Source organism: Hungatella hathewayi WAL-18680 (assembly GCF_000235505.1).
Taxonomy (GTDB): Bacteria; Bacillota; Clostridia; order Lachnospirales; family Lachnospiraceae; genus Hungatella_A; species Hungatella_A hathewayi_A.
Genome location: NZ_JH379027.1, coordinates 2754762 through 2779361, shown reverse-complemented (window position 1 = coordinate 2779361; position 24600 = coordinate 2754762). Strand labels below are relative to the sequence as shown.

Annotated in this window: 24 protein-coding genes; 2 read left to right on the top strand and 22 right to left on the bottom strand. The window is 52.9% G+C overall.

Going from position 1 to position 24600, the window contains the following annotated elements:
• Positions 1–136: 136 nt before the first annotated feature.
• From HMPREF9473_RS12485 to HMPREF9473_RS12430, 12 genes are all read right to left on the bottom strand, one after another.
• Positions 137–1459, bottom strand: a complete 1323-nt coding sequence (locus HMPREF9473_RS12485) for a putative ABC transporter permease (protein ID WP_006780476.1) — start codon at positions 1457–1459, stop codon at positions 137–139.
• Positions 1460–1462: 3 nt separating this feature from the next.
• A complete protein-coding gene (locus HMPREF9473_RS12480) occupies positions 1463–2008 on the bottom strand; it encodes a Holliday junction resolvase RecU (RefSeq protein WP_006780475.1) in 546 nt (181 codons plus the stop codon).
• Positions 2009–2038: 30 nt separating this feature from the next.
• Positions 2039–3004 carry an RluA family pseudouridine synthase gene (locus HMPREF9473_RS12475; RefSeq protein ID WP_006780474.1) on the bottom strand — a complete coding sequence of 322 codons (966 nt, stop codon included), beginning with the start codon at positions 3002–3004 and terminating at the stop codon, positions 2039–2041.
• Positions 2976–4103: a hypothetical protein gene (locus HMPREF9473_RS12470; protein WP_006780473.1), complete on the bottom strand. Its 1128-nt coding sequence runs from the start codon at positions 4101–4103 to the stop codon at positions 2976–2978. The genes HMPREF9473_RS12475 and HMPREF9473_RS12470 overlap by 29 nt, the downstream gene beginning before the upstream one ends.
• Positions 4104–4136: 33 nt before the next feature.
• Positions 4137–4709 (bottom strand): hypothetical protein, encoded by a 573-nt coding sequence (locus HMPREF9473_RS12465; protein ID WP_006780472.1) that lies wholly within the window; start codon positions 4707–4709, stop codon positions 4137–4139.
• A gap of 45 nt (positions 4710–4754) precedes the next feature.
• A complete protein-coding gene (locus tag HMPREF9473_RS12460) occupies positions 4755–5519 on the bottom strand; it encodes an SDR family NAD(P)-dependent oxidoreductase (protein ID WP_006780471.1) in 765 nt (254 codons plus the stop codon).
• A 42-nt stretch (positions 5520–5561) separates the two neighbouring features.
• The gene (locus tag HMPREF9473_RS12455; RefSeq protein ID WP_006780470.1) at positions 5562–7580 is read right to left on the bottom strand and encodes a YgiQ family radical SAM protein; all 2019 of its coding nucleotides are present in this window, start codon (positions 7578–7580) and stop codon (positions 5562–5564) included.
• On the bottom strand, positions 7577–8236 hold the full coding sequence (locus tag HMPREF9473_RS12450; protein ID WP_006780469.1) for an HAD family hydrolase: 660 nt from the start codon (positions 8234–8236) through the stop codon (positions 7577–7579). The genes HMPREF9473_RS12455 and HMPREF9473_RS12450 overlap by 4 nt, the downstream gene beginning before the upstream one ends.
• Before the next feature lie 52 nt (positions 8237–8288).
• Positions 8289–9011, bottom strand: coding sequence for a pseudouridine synthase (locus HMPREF9473_RS12445; RefSeq protein ID WP_006780468.1), 723 nt, complete (start codon positions 9009–9011; stop codon positions 8289–8291).
• Positions 9011–10423 carry an RsmF rRNA methyltransferase first C-terminal domain-containing protein gene (locus HMPREF9473_RS12440; RefSeq protein ID WP_034858360.1) on the bottom strand — a complete coding sequence of 471 codons (1413 nt, stop codon included), beginning with the start codon at positions 10421–10423 and terminating at the stop codon, positions 9011–9013. The genes HMPREF9473_RS12445 and HMPREF9473_RS12440 overlap by 1 nt, the downstream gene beginning before the upstream one ends.
• Positions 10424–10620: 197 nt before the next feature.
• A complete protein-coding gene (locus HMPREF9473_RS12435; RefSeq protein ID WP_157140217.1) occupies positions 10621–12030 on the bottom strand; it encodes a SipW-dependent-type signal peptide-containing protein in 1410 nt (469 codons plus the stop codon).
• A gap of 106 nt (positions 12031–12136) precedes the next feature.
• Positions 12137–12955 carry a M23 family metallopeptidase gene (locus HMPREF9473_RS12430; RefSeq protein ID WP_006780465.1) on the bottom strand — a complete coding sequence of 273 codons (819 nt, stop codon included), beginning with the start codon at positions 12953–12955 and terminating at the stop codon, positions 12137–12139.
• A gap of 52 nt (positions 12956–13007) precedes the next feature.
• Between HMPREF9473_RS12430 and HMPREF9473_RS12425 the strand changes: the two genes are divergently transcribed.
• Entirely contained in the window at positions 13008–13946 is a 939-nt protein-coding gene (locus HMPREF9473_RS12425; protein WP_006780464.1) for a hypothetical protein, read from the top strand.
• On the opposite strand, the gene HMPREF9473_RS12420 is transcribed toward HMPREF9473_RS12425, so the two are convergent.
• From HMPREF9473_RS12420 to HMPREF9473_RS12375, 10 genes are all read right to left on the bottom strand, one after another.
• The gene (locus HMPREF9473_RS12420; RefSeq protein ID WP_006780463.1) at positions 13903–14478 is read right to left on the bottom strand and encodes a hypothetical protein; all 576 of its coding nucleotides are present in this window, start codon (positions 14476–14478) and stop codon (positions 13903–13905) included. The genes HMPREF9473_RS12425 and HMPREF9473_RS12420 overlap by 44 nt on opposite strands.
• A 21-nt stretch (positions 14479–14499) precedes the next feature.
• Entirely contained in the window at positions 14500–14991 is a 492-nt protein-coding gene (gene coaD, locus HMPREF9473_RS12415; protein ID WP_006780462.1) for a pantetheine-phosphate adenylyltransferase, read from the bottom strand.
• A 1-nt stretch (position 14992) separates the two neighbouring features.
• Positions 14993–15550: a 16S rRNA (guanine(966)-N(2))-methyltransferase RsmD gene (gene rsmD, locus HMPREF9473_RS12410; protein ID WP_006780461.1), complete on the bottom strand. Its 558-nt coding sequence runs from the start codon at positions 15548–15550 to the stop codon at positions 14993–14995.
• A gap of 197 nt (positions 15551–15747) precedes the next feature.
• Positions 15748–17256 carry an ABC transporter substrate-binding protein gene (locus HMPREF9473_RS12405; protein ID WP_006780460.1) on the bottom strand — a complete coding sequence of 503 codons (1509 nt, stop codon included), beginning with the start codon at positions 17254–17256 and terminating at the stop codon, positions 15748–15750.
• Positions 17257–17280: 24 nt separating this feature from the next.
• Positions 17281–18549, bottom strand: a complete 1269-nt coding sequence (locus HMPREF9473_RS12400; protein WP_006780459.1) for a hypothetical protein — start codon at positions 18547–18549, stop codon at positions 17281–17283.
• Positions 18550–18551: 2 nt separating this feature from the next.
• Positions 18552–19406 carry a sugar phosphate isomerase/epimerase family protein gene (locus HMPREF9473_RS26200; RefSeq protein WP_006780458.1) on the bottom strand — a complete coding sequence of 285 codons (855 nt, stop codon included), beginning with the start codon at positions 19404–19406 and terminating at the stop codon, positions 18552–18554.
• Positions 19407–19436: 30 nt separating this feature from the next.
• The gene (locus HMPREF9473_RS12390) at positions 19437–20537 is read right to left on the bottom strand and encodes a Gfo/Idh/MocA family protein (protein WP_006780457.1); all 1101 of its coding nucleotides are present in this window, start codon (positions 20535–20537) and stop codon (positions 19437–19439) included.
• Between the two features lie 9 nt (positions 20538–20546).
• Positions 20547–21416 carry a sugar phosphate isomerase/epimerase family protein gene (locus HMPREF9473_RS12385; RefSeq protein ID WP_006780456.1) on the bottom strand — a complete coding sequence of 290 codons (870 nt, stop codon included), beginning with the start codon at positions 21414–21416 and terminating at the stop codon, positions 20547–20549.
• An 18-nt stretch (positions 21417–21434) separates the two neighbouring features.
• A complete protein-coding gene (locus HMPREF9473_RS12380; protein ID WP_006780455.1) occupies positions 21435–22274 on the bottom strand; it encodes a carbohydrate ABC transporter permease in 840 nt (279 codons plus the stop codon).
• A gap of 8 nt (positions 22275–22282) precedes the next feature.
• The gene (locus HMPREF9473_RS12375; protein ID WP_006780454.1) at positions 22283–23215 is read right to left on the bottom strand and encodes a carbohydrate ABC transporter permease; all 933 of its coding nucleotides are present in this window, start codon (positions 23213–23215) and stop codon (positions 22283–22285) included.
• 214 nt (positions 23216–23429) lie between these two features.
• On the opposite strand from HMPREF9473_RS12375, the gene HMPREF9473_RS12370 reads away from it, so the two are divergent.
• Positions 23430–24600 (top strand): ROK family transcriptional regulator (locus HMPREF9473_RS12370; protein WP_006780453.1); only part of this gene is annotated, 1171 nt, incomplete at its 3' end.

Genomic DNA, 24600 nt, shown 5'->3' with positions numbered 1-24600 from the left:
CCAGATACCCGCCCCGCTCAAACAAGTCTGGCGGGCCTGACCTTTTCTCACCGCCACATCACTTTCGCATGGCGCAGTGCTAATTCGATAACGTGGTTATTATTATAGGTGAAAAGTAAACATCTGTCAATCACCATCAGGATACAATCTTCGCATTTGGATACACCCACTCAATCAAACTGTCCGGATAATGCTTATCTAAAAAGACCCCCACCGCGCTTTCCGACGGCGCGGCCGTCTTCCTCTCCACATACCGCGCCAGCGCCAGACCGGATATGGCGATATTGACGGTCATCAGCACAATCAGAAGATTGGTGCAGATAACCGCCGGCTTCTTCGGCCATTTTTCTATCCAGCGCGACAAAAGGGGATACACCATCTTCAGCCACACCACCGCCGCAATCCCCCAGAAGAAACAGTACAGCAGGTTGATCCTGCCCCCCAGGTTAAAGGGAATCGCACTGTAATCCCAGAACACCGTCCCAAACACCAGCTCCGTGAACACGCTGCATATGTACTCATAAGCGCCCCCCAGCACCGTCCCCGCCAGGAATATATACCGGTCGCTCTTCTCCCGGTACTGGTAGAGAATCGCCGTCAGCATCATACATCCCAGTCCCCACACAATGCTGAACTGTCCGTATATCACACTGCTCCGGCTCATCAGCACTCCCGACGTGACGTAGCAGAACACAATCTCCACCATATCCCCCAGAAACGCCCCGATGAAAAACAGACAGACCAGCTTATAAAAGCCGCACCCTTCCGCAAACACCTGGGACTTCTCCTTCTTTGCCGCTTCCTGCTCCTTTACCAGCTTCTCCACGGAAATGTTGGGATAAGCCTTCATGATTCTGTGCTGAATCCTTCTGGTCAACGCATTACCCAGGGAATCGGACAGCTTCTGCAAATCCTCGGATATCTGCCCCATTCTGCCCAGCTTGTGGTGCATCTGTAAGAGGGCCGAGGACACGCTGATACCGTCAATCACAATCAGCGCCGTAATTCCCCAGACAATCAGCTTCCCGGCCATAGGCGGAATCAGCCCCACCAGAAACAGAAACAGCGGATTGGTAAATTTCATCATCACCACCGCGCAGAGCCCCCAGGTAACGGAAAACTCCAGACAGATATGCCCATTTAAATGGAACTTCCGGTCCGAGTAATCCCACCATTTCCGGTGAAACACCTTCTCCAACACCGCCCCGGTGACATACTCCAGAAACGAGGAGATAATCATACCGCCCAGGAACAGGAAGATAAGATTCCCTCTCAGTTCCGGCAGAAACAGCACAAACGCAACGGCCCCAAACCCGTATATCAGACAGAAAGGCCCGTTCAAATATCCCTTCAATATCAGCCGTTTCCGCTTCAGCGCCGCCATGCTCACCTCCGCGCACCAGCCCAGAAACGAATAGATTAAAAACAGCCACAACAACTCATATCCCGTATATTCCATGCTCTACTCTCCCGCGTGATCCCGCTGTTCCAAGTCCTTTTGAATTAACTCCAGATAATGCACCAGAATATCCCGGTGCCGCCCTATCCGGAAGGTTTTGTCAATCTCATCGTAGGTGATACTCTTTCGTCCCCCCTGCGCCATCCGCTCCCAATACCGGTACAGATGGGCAAACGGCAGGTAGTACACCTCATCCATCGCCGTAAAATGCAGGATAATGAACGCAATCCCGCCCTGCTCCTCAAACTCCTTCATAAACTGTATCTGGTGCTCATGGACATTCTGAAGGGGAAATGTCTTCACCGCGCATTCCTTGGCGTCAAAGCACACCGGAATGCCCTGGACGGTGCCAATATAGTCCACCGTACTCTTCTGATCAAAATAGGCCAGCGTGATATGTCTCGTATTCTTCTCAATTGTAATAGGCGTAATGGGCGTGGGAATTTTCTGGATCAGCGCCAGCTTCTTCTCCCGGTATACCTCATTGCTGTGGTTGATCATATCCTCCAGCGTGGAGCCCCGCAGCCCCCTCGACTTCCATGTTCCCATCTCATCCCATCCTTTGTATCCAATGTTTTATCACTTCAAATCCTTAAAAATCCGGTAAAATGTCTCCGGCAGAGGCGCCGTAAACGTCTTCCCCGACAGATAGTCAAGCGGCTCCGGCAGATTCGGAAAAACAATCTGGCAGGAATGGAGCATCTGGCTCTGAATCCGGTACCGTTTCCTGGCCTCCTCATTGACGGCCTCATCCCCGTACTTGTAATCTCCCACAATCGGATGACCAATCGAGGATAAATGCGCGCGAATCTGATGGGTCCGTCCGGTAATCAGCGTCACCCGCAGCAGCGTAAAGCCGTCGTGACAGGTTAGCGGTTCATACTCCGTCATAATCGGACTGCTCCCCGGAACCTCCTGCCTGTGGATGGTCACCTGGTTGGTCCTCTCATTCTTCGTCAGAAACCCGGTAATCAGCTGTCTCTCCCGTAGTTCCCCCTTCACCACGCACTGATAGTACTTGTGAATGCTTCTGTCCTTAAACACCTCCGCCATAATCTGAAGCCCCGGCAGTGACTTTCCCGCCACCACAAGTCCGCTGGTGTTGCGGTCCAGCCGGTTGCAGATGGAAGGCTTGAAGCTCCGAAGTTCCTCCGTGCGCATCTGCCCCGAATCCAGCAGATAGTGGATGAGATACTCCACCAGGGACACGTCCGTGTCCTTCGCCTTCTGGGACAGCATCCCGGCCGGCTTGTTGACCAGCAGAATATGCGTGTCCTCGTAGAGGATATCCAGCTTTTTTTGCGTCTGCACCTTCTGCACCTTCACTTGGGAGAATTTTTCAAGCGTCTCCTCCGAGAGCCACAACTTCACCACATCCCCCTCGGCCAGTTTCTCGGAGCCGTCACATTTTCTGTCATTGAGTGTAATGTTTTTTTTGCGGAGCATTTTATAGATAAAGCTCTTGTTCGCCAGATTCAGATATTTTCCAAGCAGTTTATCCAGTCTCTGGCCCGCTTCATTGCTGTTCACTGTTAATTCTCGCATAGTAGAACATATCCTTTCCGTACTGAGTGATGTATTCCGCGTGTATCTGCGCCTCGTTCTCATCCTTCGTAAGTTGTGCCACCCTCCACATCTGGTAGTGGTACGCCACCCGCATATAGACAGGGTTTCCGGCCTCAATCCGCTCCGCCAGAAGCGCTCTGGCCTCCTGGTACTGCTCCGTCTCGATCAGAGACTTGATATTTTCATTTGCCCGGTAGCCCGTAGCGTAGGGATGGCGCTCCCATTTGGGATGCAGCTTCAGACACTCTTCCAATTGGGCTTTCTCTTGCTCTGCCGCCTCCTCCAGTCCCAGTTCCTGGTAACAGTACAGTCTTATGGTATGGAAATGAATCTGATTCACTGTTTTCTTTACAAAATTCGGCGCTTCCTCCCACACAAGTCCGACATGCTCCAGCGCCCGCTCAAATTCTCCCATATAATAGAATCCCAGCGTTATCATGGACAGATAGCCGTAGGTCGACTTCTTGATTCTCAACCGCTGTCTCGCTCTTAACGGCGTTAAAAATGCCAGCAGCGCGGCATAGGGCTGGCATTTGTCCGACAGGATACCGCTAAACTCCAGAAAAAGCTTCGAGCGGACTCTGGCGGCCGCAAGAGAAATTGCCACCACCAGTAACACAAACACCAGAAAAGACAGACTGGTACCCTCTCCCACGCTCAAAGCAACAGTCATAACCGCAAACAGCAGTACATGGAACCCAAACTCATCATACCCCATGCGTGAAAAATACCGCTGGCTGTACATCCCGGCCAGATGCTCCGCACTCTGGCGCCGCGTCCGTTCCATCTGGCAGCCAATCGTATCTATCTGTTCAATCGCGTAGACAGATGCCTTCGTCGGTCTGGTGGAAAAATTTAGGAACCCTAAGAGCAGCATGGCCACTCCCGAAACAGCGCTGGCGCTTGCCGCCATCATGGCCATCATACTTGTGTTCCGGTTCCGGCTCACGATCAGAAAAGGATACCCTATCTCATGAAAAACCCCCAGAAACAGACAGGCAGCAAAAAACACGAGAAAGAATCCCGCCGCAGCCAGCACATAGGCAAGTTTTATCATAAATTTGTCATGATTGCTCATTCCATCCCTCCTGTATCCCAGTCATCTCTGTCCCTACATGGACATATTTTTCAAAAAATTGGCCGCATAGTCCACGCTTCCGTCGTCCTCGTAGTCAGCCGCCGGCTTTAACCCCTCCATGCGGTGGAAAAAGCCTTTCTCGTCTTTGATAATCTTTAAATTCCCGTCCAGCTTCTGCCCCTTCAGCAGGGCATTTAAGGATTTCTCCGCCTTGGAGCTGTCCACCTTATTTGCGGTACAGTAGGCGTAAATGCCATTTGGATGTACAATCACCGCGTCGAATGGCAGAATACTCTCCTTGGTGGTGACAATCAAATCATAGAGGATGGTAAACTCCCCCTCATGGGCCCGTACCTTCTGATAAAATGCTTCCGACGGGGTCCGGTACCGCCAGGAGGCCAGCAGCGGCGACGCTAAATTGGCGGTGGGCAGGACAGACAGCACTGCCATCACCGTCAATATATTTTTTGCCGCCTGGTTGTCTGTCAGCCCCCTGGCCGCCAGCTGGATGAGGATTGCCGCCACACCGGCGGCAACCATGACCGTCCGCACCTTTCTGCGATAATCCCGGTATCCGTATTCCCCTTTATTCTTCCTGTTCTTCATCTCTCGTCCTCAATCTATGTATGGGGCAGAAGCCCCGCGAACTGATTAAAATTTCATGTGGGTCATCAGATACAAAAGCCAGCTGTGCGGCAGAATCTTGCTGAGCACATAAAAGCCCTTCATCGTAAATCCGTAAATGGACAGCGGTTTTCCCATCATGCTGTCCCGGAGCGCCAGTCTGACTACCTTTCTTGGGTCTGCCATCACCAGCCGTTTATAGAGTGGAATATGGCCCGTCGTCTCGGCGATATCAAAGAATTCGGTTTTCACCGGACCCGGACAGACTGCTGTCACGAATATGCCCCGGTTTTTCAGCTCCGCTCCCAGCGCGCGGCTGTAACTGAGCACAAAGGACTTGGTGGCCGCGTAGATGGCAAAGCGCGGCTGTGGCAGAAAGGCCGCGGAGGAAGCAAACTGAAGGATGCGGCTGTTCTTTCCCATATAGGGCAGAACCATGTGGGTCACCGCACACAGCGCCTGGCAGTTGACCTGAATCATGCCGGTCTCATCCTCCAGACAGACATCTCCCACATTGCCGATTTTGCCGTAACCGGCGGAGTTGATCAGCAGCTTCACATCCGGCTTGTTCTCCTTCAACGCCATTTCCAGCACTTTTAAATCATCGGAATCCGTCACATCCAGACCGAAACAGCGGAGTGTCACCGGCACGTGGCCGTCCAGCTCCTTGAGACGCTCTTTTCTTCTGGCAATCATCCAGATTTCATCAATACCTCCAAAGCGGTCCGCAATCTGAATCACGGCTTCCCGTCCCATTCCCGATGAGGCGCCTGTCACGACAGCAATCTTCATTCTATTACTTCCTTTCCACTTGATAATTGAAGTTCATTAAAATTATTTTTTAGCTTTTTTGTGAACGTTTCGTATGGTTTTCTTTGGTCGGGCCGAAGTCTTCGGACGCTCGGCGGACGGACGGAAACTGTCTTTTTTGCTTCCATCCCCACGGCTGCAGGCGCTTTCTCCCGACCGTGCCCCACGGTTATTCTCTCCATCCCGCTGCCCAGGTCTGCCCTCCTGTGTACGTGTTCCACGGCCGGTCTCCCCATATGGTTTCCCGCCCTTCGGGCGGACCAGGCATTTCTTATCATACCCAATCAAATCCGTCCGCCCCGCCAGCTTCAGGGCTTCCACCACCAGCTCATAGTTCTTGGGGTTCCGGTACTGTATCAACGCCCTCTGCATGGCCTTCTCGTGGGGATTGACCGGCACATAGACCTTCTTCATGGTCCGGCAGTCATATCCTGTGTAGTACATACAGGTGGATATGGTGGACGGCGTGGGATAGAAATCCTGGACCTGCTCCGGCATGTAGCCCAAATCCCGCAGATATTCCGCCAGCTCCACCGCCTCCTTCATGGATGAACCCGGATGGGAGGACATCAGATATGGTACCAGATACTGGTTCTTGCCCAGTCTCCCGTTCATCTCCTTGTATTCCTTCACAAACTGCCGGTAGACGCTGTTCTTCGGTTTCCCCATCATTTCCAGCACCGGATCCGCCACATGCTCCGGGGCCACCTTCAGCTGGCCGCTGACGTGGTGCTCGCACAGCTCCTTCAAAAACTTCCGGCTGGAATCCGCCAGCACATAGTCAAACCGGATACCGGAGCGGATAAACACCTTCTTCACCTTCGGCAGACTGCGCAGCTTGCGAAGCAGCTCAATATAGTCCGAGTGGTCGGCCCGAAGATTCTTACACGGTTCCGGGAAGAGACACTGTTTATTAGGACAGGCCCCCTTCGTCATCTGTTTCTCACAGGCCGGGAACCGGAAATCTGCCGTGGGCCCGCCCACATCGTGGATGTAGCCCTTAAAATCTGGCTCTTCCGTCAGAAGCTTAGCCTCCTGTACCAGAGATTCGTGGCTTCTGGCCTGGATGATTCTTCCCTGGTGGAAGGTCAGCGCGCAGAAGCTGCAGGCTCCAAAACACCCCCGGTTACTGATTAAACTGAACTTAATCTCCCGGATAGCCGGAATCCCGCCCGCCTCCTCATAGGAAGGGTGATAATTTCTCATATAGGGCAGATCATAGACCTCATCCATCTCCTGCTGGGACAGCGGCTTTGACGGCGGATTCTGTACCACATAAACACGCCCCTCATAGGGCTCCACCAGACGTTTTCCCACAAAGGGGTCCGTGTTGCTGTACTGGACATAAAAACTTCTGGCATACTCCGTCTTATCCTTCAAAAGTTCCGTGTAGTCCGGCAGAAGGTGGTAATCGTAAACCGATTCCAGACTCTTCGTCCGGTACACCGTCCCCTCAATAAAGGTAATGTCCTTCACCGCTATCCCGCTGTCCAGCGCGTCGGCTATCTCCACAATAGAGCGCTCCCCCATCCCGTATGATATCAAGTCCGCCTGGGAATCCAGCAGAATCGAGCGTTTTAATTTGTCGGACCAGTAGTCGTAATGGGCCAGCCGCCGCAGACTGGTCTCGATTCCCCCGATGATAATCGGAGAATCCTTGTATACCGAGCGAATCAGGTTACAGTACACAATCGTGGCGTAATCCGGCCGTTTCCCCATGACGCCGCCGGGAGTGTAGGCATCCTCTTTTCTCCGTTTTTTTGACACGGAATAGTGGTTCACCATGGAATCCATATTGCCGGCGGACACCAGGAATCCAAGCCTCGGCTGTCCCAGGATCGTGATGCTCTTAGCATCCTTCCAGTCCGGCTGGGCGATGATGCCCACCTTGTAGCCGTGGGCCTCCAGCAGCCTGGAGATGATGGCAGGTCCAAAGGATGGATGGTCCACATAGGCGTCACCCGACACATAGATGAAATCGCACTGGTTCCATCCACGGATGCTCATATCGGTTCGATTGATCGGCAGGTAATCATGTCTCATTCTACAACTCCATTCAAAATATCAAAGTAATCATTGATAAAATAGTCAGCCAGCTTCCGTTTCTCTTCCCTCATGCCGGTGGAAAATGCATCCTCCACGGCGCAGACCGTCATGCCGGCCCGTTTCCCCGCCAGGATACCGGCCGGGATGTCCTCAAACACCAGGCAGTCCGCCGGGTCCACCTGCAGGGTGTCCGCCACCTTCAAATAGATGTCCGGCTCCGGTTTCCCGGCCGCCACCTCGCAGGCCGTGGTCACTACCTGAAAGTATGAGCCAATATGGAGGGCTTCAATCACCGCGTCCACCATTTCCCGTCCGTTGCTGGTGGCAATCCCACAGCTAAGTCCCAGACGCTTTACATGCTGCAAAAACTCCCGCACGCCGTGCTTTAACGGTACCTGATGACGGTATTTGTCCAGAGACATTTCCGTCCAGATATGCTTGATCTCGTCCAGCGTTAACGGCAGGGCGAACCGCTCCTTAAAATAGGCGGCCGTCTCGGAAAAGCTCATGCCCTCGATGACCTTCTGTAAGTCGTCCGGGCACTCATATCCATATGTTTTCAAAAACTCCACGTCAATATTCTTCCACATCCACATGGAGTCCACCAGTGTTCCATCCAAATCAAAAATAACTGCTTTTTTCTTATCTAACATGATGCCTCTCTTTTCTGTTATCCTGTCTCTTTGTCTCTGCGCTTCCTGTCATCTAAGCATTTTTCAACGCTTCCAGTTCCTCTTCGTTCAGCGCCCGGTACTCTCCCGGCTGTAACTCTCCGTCCAGGACCAGCGGCCCCATGGACATTCGTTTTAGGTAGACCACCTGGCATCCCAGGGCCTCGAACATCCGCTTCACCTGATGGAATTTTCCCTCATGGATGGTGAGCAGAATCTCCGACTCCCCGCCGTCCTGCTTTTGGATCTCCAGCCTGGCCGGAAGGGTCGGCGTGCCGTCCGTCAGGGTGATTCCCCGTGCCAGCCGCTCCCCCGCGTCCGCCGGGAGTTCCCCCTCTATCCGTGCAAAATACACCTTGTCCACATGGCGTTTCGGGGACAGCAGCCGGTGGGCCAAATCCCCGTCATTGGTGATCAGCAGCAGACCTTCCGTATCGATATCCAGCCGCCCCACCGGAAACAAGTCATCCCGCTTCCTGTCACCAACCAGCTCCACCACCGTCCGATGGCGCTTGTCCTCCGTGGCCGACACCACGCCCTGGGGCTTGTTTAACATGTAATATTCCATCTCCACGTAGGATACCGGCTGGCCATCGAACGAAACCACATCGTTTCCCGGCACAATCTTTCGCTCCGTCTTCTTCTCCACTTCCCCGTTGACGAGAATCCGGCCTTTTTTCGCCGCTTCCTTCAACTGGCTTCTGGTTCCCATTCCCATCTCGCCAAGATATTTGTCCAACCGCATCTGTCCTGTCATCACTGCCACCGCCATCCCGGATAATATTTGTTTTTCAGGGCCATCCCGGTGCCCTTCGCAAAGCCCAGCGCAAACCCGTCCACGCAGACCAGGCACCAGCCCTTTAAAGGCCCCTCCGACTCCGTCAGGGAAATGGTCTCCCCCTTCAGATACCGGATAACCCTCTCATCTCCCCGCTCAAAGGAGATCGTCTGGGAAAATGTCTCCGGCGACAGCGCCATGGCAAGGGCCTGTCCCGGCTCAAACCGTCCTTTTTTCAGTTCTCCCATCAGGAGCCCCGTCCGCAGAAACCGCAGCCGGGAATTCTCCGGAAATCCCTCCGGCAGATAATACACACTGCCGTTCTTCTCCACCAGCCGGCCATCGTCAAACTCCCAGTCAACCATATCCAGAAATTTGGAAAGTTCCGGCTCCTGCTCCCGAAGACGGCGGCCGGATGAAGGTTTGCCAGCCAGATTTCGGACACTGTCTCTCCATGTTCCGTCATCCTGGGCAACCATGCGCCATTCATATTCCAAATCCGACTTCTTTTTATGCAAAAGGGCGACAAAATGTCCCTCTCCCTTAATCCGATGAGGAAACAGCCGGATACACCCAGAGAGTCCAATCCCGTCCACCGCCCCGTCAAACAACGGCAGTTTCACCAGCTCCAGCTCCGGGTACCGCTCCAGAAGGTACTCGATCGTCCCCTCGTCCTCCTCCCTGTCAAACGTACAGGTGGAATACAGGAGATAACCTCCTGGCTTCAACATTTCCACGGCCTGTCCGGTAATCTCTCTCTGAAGCTGGCAGTAATACTCCGGCCCCTTCTCCAGCCAGCTCTTCACCATATCCTTATCCCGCCGGAACATGCCTTCTCCGGAACAGGGCGCATCCACCAGAATCTTGTCGAAAAACTCCGGGAACACCCCGGCCAGCTTCTCCGGCGTCTCACTGGTCACGCAGATATTGGGAATGCCAAACAACTCCAGATTCTTGAGGAGGGCCTTGGCCCTGGAATTGCTGATATCATTGGCCACCAGCATTCCCCGTCCCTTTAATTTCACGCCCAGCTCCGTGCTCTTTCCTCCCGGAGCCGCGCACACGTCCAGCACCATATCCCCCGGTTCCACAGGAAGCAGGGAGGCCGGCGTCATGGCGCTTGGCTCCTGCAGATAATACAGCCCCGCATAGTAGTAAACATCCTTGGAAAGCCGCTCCTCCTGCGGATAATAAAACCCGTTTTCTATCCAGGGCACCCGCTCCAGGTTAAGGCCAGACGGCAACATTTCCAGAAAATGCTCCACATCCACCTTCCCCGTATTCACCCTGAGTCCGTTCACGGAAGGTGTTTCAAAGCTGTCCAGATAGGGCGAAAACTCATCCCCAAGCAGCTGTCTCATCTTTTCTATATAACGCTCCGGCAGTTCCATCCGATTCACAATCTCTCTCCAGTCTGATTACAAGTTTTCAATTATGTAATTGTATCACAAACCCTGCCATAATTCCAGAGCAAAGAGTGGACGGCACAAACTCCGCCGTCTCCCGGCACCGCACCACTCCTCTAAATAAAAAGGCGGCAGGTTTCGTAAATTCAAAACCTGCCGCTCTCATCTGCTATCAAAATCATTTAGTCTGCCTGAAATGCTCCCAGTTTTTTCCCATTGCCGTCCGCCGCTATCTGGCACTGGCCCTCGGTCAATTCACCGGTATAACCGTTGTAGCGCACCGCAGTCACCCACGCTCCAGTCTGGCACTCCTCCGGGTTCACATCCGCCCAGTAGAAATTGCAGGACTTATCTGTCGCCGGTCTCTCTATTTTCCAGAGGAAGCTGTCGGATGACAGTCCCGTCTCCGCCGTCAACGCGGAGGATACCGGTTTTCCAAAGTTGACGCCGCTAGAATCCATAGTTCTCGCTCCCGTGGCTCCAAAATACTGGTTCAGCGTGCTGTTAGCCACCATGTTTTTGGCCAGCCACAGAATCCCTGTCTGGTCTTCCAACTCCGGCTCGTAGGGAACCAGATAGTTGACAACCTGTGGTACATTTTTGCTGTCCAGCACAATCTTGGAGTAGATAATCATGTCCCTGGAACCTTCCACAACTCCGATTTTTGTATTGTAACGAAGCGCGCTCACAATATCGCCGGCCTCGTTATCATTGATATTGCTGCCATCCACCCAGTAGATGGTGCCGCTTCCGTCCGCCTCCCGGCGAATCTGCCAGCTGTAATCCGTCTCCGGCTCCTCGATACCTGCCTCCTGCAGCGCTTTCTCTATCTCTTTCGCGTAGTTTGGCCCCGTGGAGTCAAGACTCTCCGTCACTCTGGTGAGAATGGTCTGCACCGTGCTTCCGGAGGTGTTCAACTGCTCCTGAAGCCACTCCATCACCTTCTGACCTGGCTCTGTCGTCTCATCCGGCTTTGTCGTCTCATCCGGATTTGGCTCCGAACCAGGGTCTGTCTCCGTCTCCCCGTCCGGCTCAGCCGGCTGGATCATCGCTGACCCAAAGATGGTCTCCAGTTCCTCCAGAGTGGGGTGAAGCACATCCACCACATCCTGATTGTCCGACTGGATGGCCTGTGCATTGATGACCACCTTCAGCTCTTTCCCCTCGTTGGCACCGGCCCAGTCCTCCGGAATCATCACGTAGGTGATCAGCTCGCTGGTGTTCGTCCCGGCGTCCAGAACCGTAGTGTAGTAGTAATATCCGTGATACTCCGCCCACTGCGCCCCAAGCTCCGACAGCGTCAGACCGCCCTCGTTCTGGACGGAAATCCGCACGTAGGCATTGTTTTTTCCCTCGTTGGCCACCTTCACCCGCTTGTCGAGTTTCTGCCCCGGCAGGCAGGCGCCGTCAAACCGGTCGGCAGTGTTCTTTGTTATCTTCTTTTCATTTTCGTAAATGGCAATCTTCACATTGCCGGTCGTGACAACATTGGCAGCGGTATCCGTATCCGTCAGCCATGCAAGTGTCCCGGCGACGCCGGCCAGAGCCGCCAGTGCGGCGGTCAAAACTATCAGATAAGTCGTTTTCTTCATATTTTTCACCCCGGACAGAGACATTGAGCATCTCCTATCTTTCCTCTTATGCCCCTATTATAAGATGACGTGGTTACATTCCGGTTACATAGCCATCGTAGACCGCCTAAAATTTAACTTTTATTCTATTTTTCTCCAGATAGCGGAGCGCCCAGTAGGGATTCACGCTCAATTCATCGTAGTGGTCCGTCTTGATGTAAAAGCCCACATGGAGGTGGACGTCAAAATTCCCCACCGTCCCTTCCACGGCGCTGTATCCCGTATCCCCCATAAATCCAAGCAGCTCCCCCGCCTTGACCACATCCCCCTCCTGCCAGTCCCTGCTGTAACTGTACAGATGGGCATAGTAGAGATAGAGTCCCGACGGCGCCCGGATGCCGATCCGCCAGCCGCCCTTCTCCAGCCAGCCCACCTTCTCCACCACTCCGTCACTCATACTCAGCACCGGATAGAAGCCCCGCTCCCGCTCCGTCCCCATGATATCACAGCCCTCATGGCCCCGCTCTCCGCCGTAGGTCCGCTTATCCATCCACCCATTCTCAAAGGTTACCTCCGGCACGGACGCATCCGTACTCTCCGGGATTGGGAAATATTTCAAATCCGCGAAAATGCTCTCGTAGGCATGGCGCAGCTTCTGGTAATCGGCCCCCCGCCGCTCCACCAGCCGCTCCTTGTGGTAGGAGGTCTCCTTTAACTTCGTCAAATCATATTCCTGCTCTATCATCAGGGTGGTAAGCATGTCATAATCCAGGTTTCCGTCCACCGGCAGGGAAGCAACCAGCTCCCCCAGCTGCAGGGCACGGAAATCATCGCTCTCCCATGTGTAGGCATCCAGCTGGTAGAAATCCGGATTGTTCACCAGATAATCCGTCATGGTCACCTGGAACATGGCAAGCAGCACAATCAGTATCAGAATCACTATCATATCTTATCGTCCCCGTCTCATATAGTGTATAAACTATCTTATTCCGGTGCCTATGAAAAAATCCATCCAGGGCGCGGCAGCCGTCCTGATTCTCCTTCTGCTGCTCTCCCATCCCCATCTCGCATACGAGGGCGCCAAAAACGGCCTGCTTCTCTGGTCCCAGACCGTGCTTCCCACCCTGCTTCCCTTCATGATATGCTCCAACGTCATCGTGGCCCTGGACGCCATCCATCTGCTGACCTGGCCCTTCAAGCCCCTGTTAACCCATGTGCTGAAGCTGTCGCCAGCGGGAAGCTACATCCTGATATCCGGTCTCCTCTGCGGCTATCCCATGGGCGCCAAGACATGCAGCGAATTTCTGGAGGACAACCGCATCACCGGCCAGGAGGCCTCCTACCTGCTGTCCATCTGCAACCACCCAAGCCCCATGTTTCTCTTAGGGTACGTGGCCGGCTGTATGGCCAGCAATATCCCCATGGCCTTCCTCCTCATCGCCCTCTATCTGCCCATCCTTCCCCTGTCCCTGCTCTCCAGAAGGTATTACGGCATCCACGGCGCCTGCCAGGGAGTGGTAAGAAAGCCTGACAAGGCCCTGTCCTTCGACAAAACCATGATGAGCTCCGTGGAGGTGATGGTGAAAATCGGCGGCTATATCATGCTCTTCTCCATCCTGGCCTGCTTCCTCCAGACCCTTCTTAAAGATTACGGCGCCTCCCAGGCCGTCCTCCTGGGCGTTGTGGAAATCACCACCGGAATCCAGTCTCTGTCCTTTCACATGACTGGCCCCGCCCAGGCCCTGGCCATCGTGGCGGTGACGGCATTTGGCGGCATGTCCGGCATTTTCCAGACCAACAGCGTCCTGTCGGAGAACGCCAAAAAAGCCGGATTATCCATCCGGCATTATATTTTGTGGAAAATGCTTCACAGCGCAGTCTCCTGTCTGATCCTTATTCTTCTGTTGGCGGCATTTCCTCAGGTACCTGGACGATAGCGCCGGACAGCTCGTTGCGGTTGTTGGTCACAATATCGTAGCTGGACTGCATGGAAGACAAAAAGGCGTCAAATCTGCCCTGTGCTCCCTCCATGGAGTGGGCAATAATATTCTGAAGGCTGTTTAACATATCATCGGTATACTGCATGGCGTTCTGACGGATGTTGTAAGCGTCGTTGGCTGCGGCATCCACAATCTCCTGAGCCTGGGCATTGGCCTGCTCCACCACCTGGTTGGCCGTCGCGTAGGCTCTCTGCATAATCTCATGCTCGTTGACCAACTCGTTAGTCTGGGCGTTGGCCTCCTGAATCATGGCATCCGCCTGGGCTCTGGCCTCGTTCAGAATCACGTCCTGGTTGCTGATAATCTTCTGGTATTTCTTAATCTCATCCGGAATCCGCAGGCGCAGTTCTACCAGCAGTTCCTCCAGTTCTTCCTTGTTCACCAGAATCTTGGTGTTGGATAAAGGCTGGAACTTGCAGCCGTCAATGTACTCCTCAATCTCCTCAATCAACTGTTCAATTCTACTCATACTATGTAATCTCCTCACTTTCTACGGATGATTCTTATCGTTTATCTTCTTCTCAACCTGCTCCAGTATCTCCGGTGGAAGGAAGGCGCTGATATCCCCATGGTAGGTGGCAATCTCCTTCACGATGCTGGAACTCAAATAAGAATACTTCAGGTTCGTAGTCAGGAATAAGGTATCTATCTCCGGTGCAATGATCCGATTGGTCTGGGACAGCTGGAGCTCGTACTCAAAGTCCGTGATGGCGCGCAGCCCTCTGACAATGACATTGGCTCCGTTCTTCCTGACAAAATCAACTAAAAGTCCATCAAAAGACTGGACTTCCACGTTGGTGATATGTGCAGTAACACTCCTTAACATATTAACACGTTCTTCGACAGAAAACAACGGAGTTTTGGAATTATTATTTAAAACTCCAATGATAACCCTGTCCATAATCCGAGCGGTCCGCTCAATGATATCGAGATGACCCAGGGTCACCGGGTCGAAACTTCCAGGATAAACGGCTATTGACATCTTATTCTCCTTTTGTGATAAACACATGCTTGTTGGTCTTGTACTCTTTGCTCTTTGTCACCTGGTACCCCAGGGAATCCACGTAGGAAAAATCCGTAGCCAGCGAAGCTTCCACGATGATGACGGAGTTCTCATCAATCAACTCCGAGCCCGCCAGATATTCCAGCGCCAGCCGCTCCAGCTCCCTGTCATAGGGCGGGTCCATGAACACCGTGTCAAACACGTAATTCTTCCCCTCCAGCCGCTTTAACCCCGAAAGCGCGTCGCAGGCCATCACCACCGCCTTCTCCTCCAGCCTGGTCGTCCTTAAATTCTCCCGGATACACTCCACCGCCTTCGGATTCTGCTCCACAAAAACCGCCTGCACGGCCCCGCGGCTCAGCGCCTCAATGCCAATCCCGCCGCTCCCGCTGAACAAATCTAAAAACGTGCTCCCCGGAAGTCTTAAATTTATCATGTTAAATAATGTCTCTTTGATTCTGTCTGTGGTCGGACGGGTGTCCAGACCTTCTATGGTTTTCAAATTCAGCCTTCTCGCGCTGCCTGCAATTACCCGCATTCTTTTTGCTCCTAAACAATTTTCACTTAATTATAGTATGAATCAGGGAGATTCACAAGACTAAATTTGCGCAAACTTTGTCCCGCCTATGCATAAAATCAGGCTGGGAAATCCATTCCCGGCCTGATCGGTCTATCATTTGTCTGCATTTTGTCTATATTTTGCCTGTATTTTTCCGTATTTCTCTTTCCATCTTCCTATTCATAATCTTCCGGTGTGAAGTCCCTTGACATATCCCAGCCAGTAAAATCAAGCAGCTGGTAATCGACACCGGCCGCCTCGCAGGCCCGCTTCCACTCCGCGGTGGAGTTGTCGGCCAGTGTTTTGAGCGCGGTCTCATAATCCGGCAAGGATTTGGAGAAGACACCCTGGAGCAAATCTCCGGCTCCCGGTTTCACATCCACCACCTGGGAGTAGAAATCATTGACCTTGGTATCCCGGCGCTCCGCGCTTGGGTACATCACCGTGGTCTCATTCAAAATATCATAGTACTGCTTGGACAATTCATTTGTTAAATATTTATCATTAATGCCATCCACGATGGAGAGCCATGCGCCGTCGCCGACACAGGATTTCTGGTAGGAATAGTCTTCACTGTACATGCATTTTAAGTATTCCGCTCCCATCTCCGGGTGTTTGGAGGTGGACGCTATCACATAGGTATTCATGCTGTAATCCCCGCCGGCCTGGCAGTATTTCCGCTCCGCTCCCGGTGTCGGAACAGGCATGATGCCGAACTGCAAATCCGGGTTGTTCTCCTGCCATGCGGCGATACAGAACATCCCTGACACAAGGAAGGCCGCCTCATTCTGGGCAAACCGCTCTCTGGCTACCGGAGCCGATATGGTCACCGTATCCGGATGAAGACTGCCATCATCCACCAGCTGCTGGAAGAAGGCGAAGGTATCTTTCATGCCCTGGGAGTCAAAATCCGCTTTCCCATTCACCGTCAGCACCCGGCCAAATCCGGCCACCTGGGCGCCGGCAATCTGGGCAAAGGTCCGGACCAGCGTTTCCATTCTCCACGCCTGCTGGCCGCCCTCGATCAGACCGTAGGCATCGGTTTTTTCCGTCACCTGACGGCAGACCTCCAGAAATTCATCCCAAGTCTTTGGAAGTTCCGTCACCCCGGCTTGATCCAGCACATTTTTATTGTAGAACATCAGACTGCTTGCAATGGCCTTCTGCTCCGGAAACCCGTAATAATCATCCCCAATCATGGTGATACCGTCGATAAACACTTCGTCAATCAGGCAGTCAAACCAATCCGCCTCAATGTAATCGCTGATGGGAACCACCATCTGTTCCTCCACCGCTTTCCCCAGTGTCATAGTACTCGGCAGATAGAAAACATCCGGTCCCTCCCCGGAGGACAGCGAGGTGACGATGGACTGCGACAGCATATCCTGTGTCATGCAGGTATATTCCACCTTAACCCCCGGATGCTTCTCCTCAAATTCCTTGTGGAAGGCATCCCGCTGTGTTACGGTGGAGTCACAGTAATCCCAGACTCTCAGGGTAATCTCTTCTCCCGTCCCCTCCATCTTGGACGGTTTTTCAGCCGCTTTTTCAGACGACTTCTCCGTCTGGGCCGCTGACGCCGGTTCTTCCTGCTTGGTGGACGGCAGTGCACACCCGCTTATGCTGCCTGCCAGCAATCCCGTAACTGCCAATAATGATAAAGCCTTTCTGATTCCTTTTTTCATAACGTTCCCTTCTCCTTTGTCGTGTCAGACTACTTTTTGCAGTTCCTGAAACATATATCTCTTATAATTTTCCACTCCTGGCTGGTCAAAAGGATTCACTTTCATAAAGCTCCCCGACAGATAACAACTGAACATGAAGAAATAAAACAGTTGTCCATAATGATACTCATCCAGCCGGTCCACCGTCAGACTGATGCAGGGCAGATGCTCTCCGTGGGCCTGCATGGTGGCCTGGTATGCCACCTGGTTGACCCACCCCAACTCCCTGTTATTTAAATAGTGGAACCCATCCTCCACCTCGTCGTCCGTCAGGCAATACTCCGCCCCCGAATCCATCACCTGTAAAAATGTCTCAAACAGAATGGGACTTCCATCCTGGATAAACTGGCCCACGGAGTGGAGTTCCTCCGACATCTCGCAGGCGGAAGGATAAATCCCCTTCCCCTGCTTTCCCTCGCTCTCCGCAAACAGCTGCACCCACCACTTGGCAAAAAACTTTAACCGTGGCTCAAAAAAGGAGAGAATCTCAATCTGCTTCCCCTGTCTTGCCAGCAGATTGCGGATGGATGCGTAGCGGAACGCTATGTTCTGAAAGGAACCGTCCTCCAGAAGCTTCCGCTCCATATCCACGGCTCCCAGGACCAGCTTCCTGATATCCACGCCTGCCACCGCCATAGGGAAAATGCCGACGCTGCTGAATGCCGAATACCGCCCCCCGATATCCTCCGGAAACTCCAGGAAGGTGTACCCCTCCCTCCGGCTGATGGCCTCCAGTTCACTGCCTGGCGTCCCAGTCACGATCACCCGCCGGCCGGATTCACTTCCATATTTCTCTGTTAAAAATCTGCGCAGCATGCGGAAGCTGATTCCCGGCTCCAGGGTAGAGAAATTCTTTGCAATCACATTCACATAGACCGATTTGTCCTTCAATTCCCGTAACACGGAGGTCAGGTTGTAGGGGGACAGCGTATTGCCCGCATAGTAGACCGTCATGCCTCCGGCAGAGCCCAGACTTTCAATGACGGCTCTTGCCGCCTGATTGGAGCCCCCCACCCCCACGATGACGAAGGCGTCTCCATCTGTTCTCACCCTGTCGGCGGTCTCCATGATGGCCTTCAGCTGTGCTTCACCGGCATACCGAAGTGTGTGAAACCAGCCTAGACTGTCCTGATATCTCGTGTCCTGACCCCTTCTGATGGTGTCAAATACCTCCCTGTATTCCATTTGAAATGCATTGATATCCTGTTCAGACAAAAACCTTTGGACCGTCTCCTCTAAAAATCTGACTGCCATAACTACTTCCGCCCTTCATGACTTTTTATCAGTTCCGTCAGCACGGAGGTTGCCTTTTCATACCTCTCGTAACTCACCTCTCCCATCTCATACTCAATCGTCAGCCACCCTTCATTCCCCGTCGACTCCATGAGCATGTCCACCACTTTCTCAAAAGGCACATCCCCGGTTCCCAAATCCACAAACCCGTTATATTGGATATCCGTAAAATTCTTAAACGTGCCAACCTGTTTAAAGTTCAAATCTCTCAGATGAACATAGCGGATTCTGTCCTGATAACGCTCCAGCACCTCCACGGCGTCCCAGCCTGCCATATAGGTCCATCCAAGATCCAGTCCCAGATGCACATGGGGCGCGTGATTGACAATGGCAAGGAACCATTTTCCTCCATCGTCAAACTCCCAGTTGTGATTGTGGAAATGAAGCGTAATCCCCTTTGACGCCAGGTCCACGGCCAGTTCATCCAAAAACTCCGCCATCCGCTTCAGGCTCGCCTCATCCCGAAGTCGCGGGTCCCACTCCTCGGCAGTCAAATCCAGATTCTCCGCCGGCAGCTGGGTATACATGATATTCTTCACCGGGAATACCTCCAGGAATTTTGCCGCCTGCTCAAAGATTTTTTTTACTTCCTCCGGCTTATCGAGCACATCCGTGGCCATGGTGCTCACATGGTAAGCGCTAAGCTGTAAATGATTGGCGTCTAACTCCCCTTTCAGTTCATCCCTGAAATCCGGAGTCAGGAAACGCAGCCCCGCCTCAATTCCGTCACACCCGCTTCGTCCAAGGCCGGCAATCACATCCGCCGTCTCCGTCGCCAGTTTCTCCCCAAAAAGTACCGCATGATTTCCAATAAACATGATTCCTCTCTCCTTTTCTTATGAATGTGTTCAGTCTCTCACGTCCTCCGTCACTCCGCTCTCCGCTGCCCGCTCGATGGTATCAATCAGTCTCTGAATGTGGGCACCGCGCTCAAAGTCGGTCTCCGGATGCTTCCCGTTTAAAATGCAGTCCAGGAAATCCTCCGCCTGGTGGAAGAAGTTGATGGTAAACGGCTCCACCGGCGTGTTCTCCGCCGTCATATAGTATTCCTCCGGCACCGGTATGAAGGTCAATGCCTCCTGATACCCGCCCTCGAACGGTTTCCTCCGGATGCCAACCTCGAACGGCCTGCTTCCGTCATACACCAGACTGCCGCCGCTTCCGTACAGTTCAAAGGTATGTCCAGGTCCGCCAAGACGGGCTACGGTGTAGGAAATCAGCACTCCATTTTCCATCTGCCCGGTGAAACTGGCCACATCATCGTTGGTCACCGCCCGTCTTCTACCGGTTCCTATCTCCTCCCGCTCGGTGATTCTCGTGCTGTCCATACACTGGAATTTTGCCAGGCCGCCGCACTGCTCTCCCAGCAGCCACTCCGTCATATCAAGCATATGGCTTCCCAAATCCCCGATAACACCGGTGCCGGAGAAAGCCTTCTGCATCCTCCACTCGCAGAGCACCCCCGGATTGGCCATTCTGTCGGAACACATTACCTGGCGTCCCCAGAAGACTTCCCCCAGCGCGCCATCCTGAATCAGCTGCTTCATGTAGCGGAAGGCCGGAATATACCGGTAGCAGAGTCCAATCATGCACACCTTTCCGCTCAGCTGCGCATAGTTGAGCGCCTCCTGGCAGTCCTCCTCCCGGAGGGCAAACGGTTTTTCACACAGAACGTGCTTTCCCGCCTTCAATGCCGTCACCGCCAAATCCACATGGGTGACATTGGGCGTGCAGATACAGACCGCGTCCACCTGGTCCAGCAGCTCCTCATAGCTCTGGCACACCGCCGCCCCATCCAGCTGGTGCCGTTTGACAAACTCCTCCCCTCTTTCCGTCCTCACATCGTACACCGCCGCAATCCTGGCCCCCGGTATCAGCTTCCAGGCAATTGCATGCTGATTGGATATTCCCACTGTGTACCCCAAACCAACAATTCCGATTCTAATCATTCTGTCCTCCTATTCCATCATTGTTCTGACATAATCTCTGGCTTCCAGCATCCCCGTCTTTATCTCCCCCAGGGAATGTGCAAACTCCGCATCCTCGTGCTCCAGACTGATCGTCCCATCATATCCCGCCTGCCTTAAAATTCCAAAGAGCCGCTTCCAGTCCAGTTCCCCTCTTCCCGGTATCTGGTAACTCCACCAGCTGAAATCCGTCAGAATTCCGCACTCTGACAACCTCTCCCTGTCAATCACCGTATCCTTGGCATGGACATGAAGAATCCTTTCTGAAAATGTCTCCGCCGCCCGGTATGGGTCGATAAACTGCCATACCAGATGGGACGGGTCAAACGCAAGTCCCACATAGGGACTGTCAAACTTCTTGAGAATCATCTCCCACATCACCGGAGAGATGGCGATGTTCCCCATCAGCGGACAGTTCTCAAATGCCACCTTCACCTTCTTCTCCTCCGCCAGTTCCACAATCGGCTCAAAGACGCGGCAGAAAGCGTCGAAGCTCCGTACCGGAATCTTCCGGATAGCGTCCGCCCTGTCATAGACGCCTTCCTCCACACTCTTGTCGATCCCCGTGGATGTGACCACCTTCTCAATCCCCATCCCGGAGGCAAACAGAATCCGCTTTTTCAGCTCCGCCAGATGGAGAGCCGCCTCCTCCTCGTCCGTACTCAGATAATTCCGGCAATAGGCAAGAGCCGTGATGCTGATTCCCTTGTCAAGAGTCCGCCCAAATTCCCCCTCATCCAGCGGAACAAGCGGCCCCACCTCCATATCCTCAAATCCGTTTTCCAGCGCCCAGTCACTAATCTCTGTCAAGCTCTTCATTCCGTTCTGCGCCAGAATATTTGTCATAAACCCCAGTTTCACTACATCTTCTCCTCTCTTTTAATTTTTAACGGCTCCTGCCACCCCTTCCACAAACAGCTGCTGGGTAAACAAAAACAAAATAATAATCGGGATGGTCGCAATCACACCGCCCGCCGCAATTCCGGTCCAGTCCACGCTGTTCTCCCCCTGGAACTGGTAGAGTCCCACAGCCAGCGTCCGTGAGGACGGATTGTTGAGGGTCAGCACCAGCGGCAGCATAAACGCGTTCCAGGTCCAGTTGGTCTCCATAATCAGCACGGAGCCGGTCACCGGTTTCGCCATCGGCCGCAGCACATGGAAATAAGTCTGGAAAAATCCACAGCCGTCCAGCTTGGCTGCCTCCTCCAGTTCCATGGGCACCTGGCTGTAAAAGCTGCTGTACAGCAGAATAAAAATCACATGGGCGCCGCCCGCTCCCGCCAGAATCACGCCGGTCTTCGTTCCGATCAACCCCATATTCTTGATAATCTGATACACCGGAATAATGGTTGTAGTCAGCGGAATGGCGATACTGGAAAGGAAAATCCCCATCAACAGCTTCTTTCCGATAAAGGAATATCTCCCAAGCACATACCCGGACAAATTCGTCATCACCATGACCAGCGCCACACTGCACACCGTGATAATCAGGGTATTGATAAAATAGGTATTAAAATGGGCCATATTCCACACCCTGGAAATGTTATCAAAGGTCAATGTCTTTGGAATCAGGCCAAATTTGTCCGCCCAGAATTCCTTATCGGTCTTGAAAGCAGCCGCCGTCATCCACAAAAACGGATAAACCCAGAAAAACGAGATGACCAGCAGCCCCGCATGCTTACACACGGTCTGCCACTTCACAGTTCTCTTCTTATTCACAGTCTCACTCACCCCCTTTTCTTCTGAAGAAAACTCTTCACCCAGTTAAGCACCAGTCCCATGACGATCACCACCACACCAAACAGAATCGTGGCCGCACTGGCATATCCGATCCGCGGCATTCCGATGGTGCTGGAAAATGCGGTCCGGTAGACAAAGGTGCCGATGACATCCGTCGCGTAATACGGTCCGCCCCCAGTCATGGTCTGCACAATGTCAAATACCTTCAACGAATTCAAGGTACAGAGAATGGCAATGATGCCGGCCGTCGGCGCAATCATGGGAAGCACCACATAATAGAAGGTCTTCCCCCTGCCGGCCCCGTCCAGAGCCGCCGCCTCATAGAGGTCCGTGGGCACGCTCTGCAGTCCTGCCAGCCAGTAAATCATGTAGATACCGCTGTCCTTCCATATGGATATGGCGATGACCGTCCCCATGGCATACCGGCTGTTTCCCAGAAAATTGATGGGATTCCGAAAAAGCTGGAAAAAGGTCATCATGGAATTGATGGGGCCATTCTCACTCCAGATAAACACCATGATGATACCCACCACCGCCGAAGTCGTGATCACCGGCAAGAACCAGATGGCCCGGTAAAGGTTCTTTCCCTTCAATTTGGCATTGTTCAGCATGTAGGCCAGAAACAGGGATACGGCAAGCTGGAGCGGCACCAGAATCACCGTATACCGAAAACTGTTTTGAAACGCGTTCCAGAACAGCTTGTCCTGAAACAGCTTCCGGTAATTATCCAGTCCCACGTATTTTGCGTTGGCCGTCAGCCCTGACCAGTCCAGAAAGGAATAGTAGATGCTGCTGATAATCGGCCATCCCATGAAAGCCACATAAAAAATCAGTGTGACCGAGAGAAAAGCCCAGCACCAGGCATTGAGGACGATCTGCTGGTGTCGTTTGGTTGAAATCCGTTTTTTAGCGGCTTTCATTCTCGTTTACCTCCTTTATTTAATTTACTTAATTAATTATCTATTGTGATTATATGACATAATTCGACAAAAATCAAGCCTTATTTTGTGATATTTATTCATATTTACTATTTGAAATCAAATAAGTCGTCGATTTTCCTTGCTTTTCTCCCAAAAGGTAGGTATAATTTAATTAAATAATTTAAATATATAAAGCAAAGAAGGAAATCTTACCATGAAGATGAAACGAAACAGTATGCAGCTATTGAAGGCGGCCATCTATAAATATGGGCCGACCTCCCGCTCCAGACTGGCCGAACTGCTGGAGGTGACGCCTCCCACTATCACAAACAACATTTCCGCCCTGATGGCCGAGGGGCTTGTGGAGGAGGTATCTTCCGCCGGCAGCAAATGTCTGGGGAGGAAACCGATTGACGTGGATTATATCGCCAATGCCCGGCATGTTCTGGGTATCGAACTGGGGCCCTACTTTACCATTCTGGTTATCTGTGATTTGAAGGGACAGGTGGTGTTAAAAAAGAAATGTGACATTGCTCCCATGGAATATGAGAAGATGCTCACCGCCGTCTCCGGCTGGATTGGGGAGCTAATTCAAGAAAGCGGTATTCCGGTGGATTCCTTTATCGGCATCGGCGTGGCAGTGCCCGGATTTATCGAGAGCGACAGCGGCACCATCCGCCAGTGCTACCGCGCCTCCTGGAATGGAAAGAATATGTCCAAGGATTTATCCGGACTTCTGGATCTTCCGGTGATACTTGTAAACAACGCCCAGGCCAGGGCGATTCACGTGGATTTGCTGGATGCCTCCGTGACCACGGACATGTTTGCCTATTTCTATGTATCCCACGGCATCGCCTGTCCGCTGATTATCAAAAACGGTCTCCTCTCCTCGGAGATACTGGGAGCCGGCGAGGTCGGACATATGACTATGGACCAGAACGGACGTCAGTGTGATGTCTGCGGGAAGCTGGGCTGTCTGGAGGCCTACGCCAGTGAGCGGGCCATCAGCAAGCGCTGCCAGGAAGCCATGGAGCTGGGTGTCAGCACCGCCCTGCAGGATTTATCCCCGGACGCGTCCCATTTTAATATAAAAGATATTCTGAAGGCTCAGGCCCTGGGCGACCAGCTGGCCTGCCGGGTGATGAACGACGCCATTATGTATCTGGGACTGGCCATGGCCAACATTATCAATTTTATCAGCCCGCCCCTGTTTATCATTGACAGCTATATGTTGAAGCCGGAACAGAACCGGAGACAGCTGCTGGCCGTCATTTCCAAAAACGTATACAGCTTCAGCAACAACGATATCGATATCCGGTTTATCGAATACGATTCCTACACCAGCGCCGTCGGAGCCGCGGCCCATGCGCTGGAACGCTTTTTTA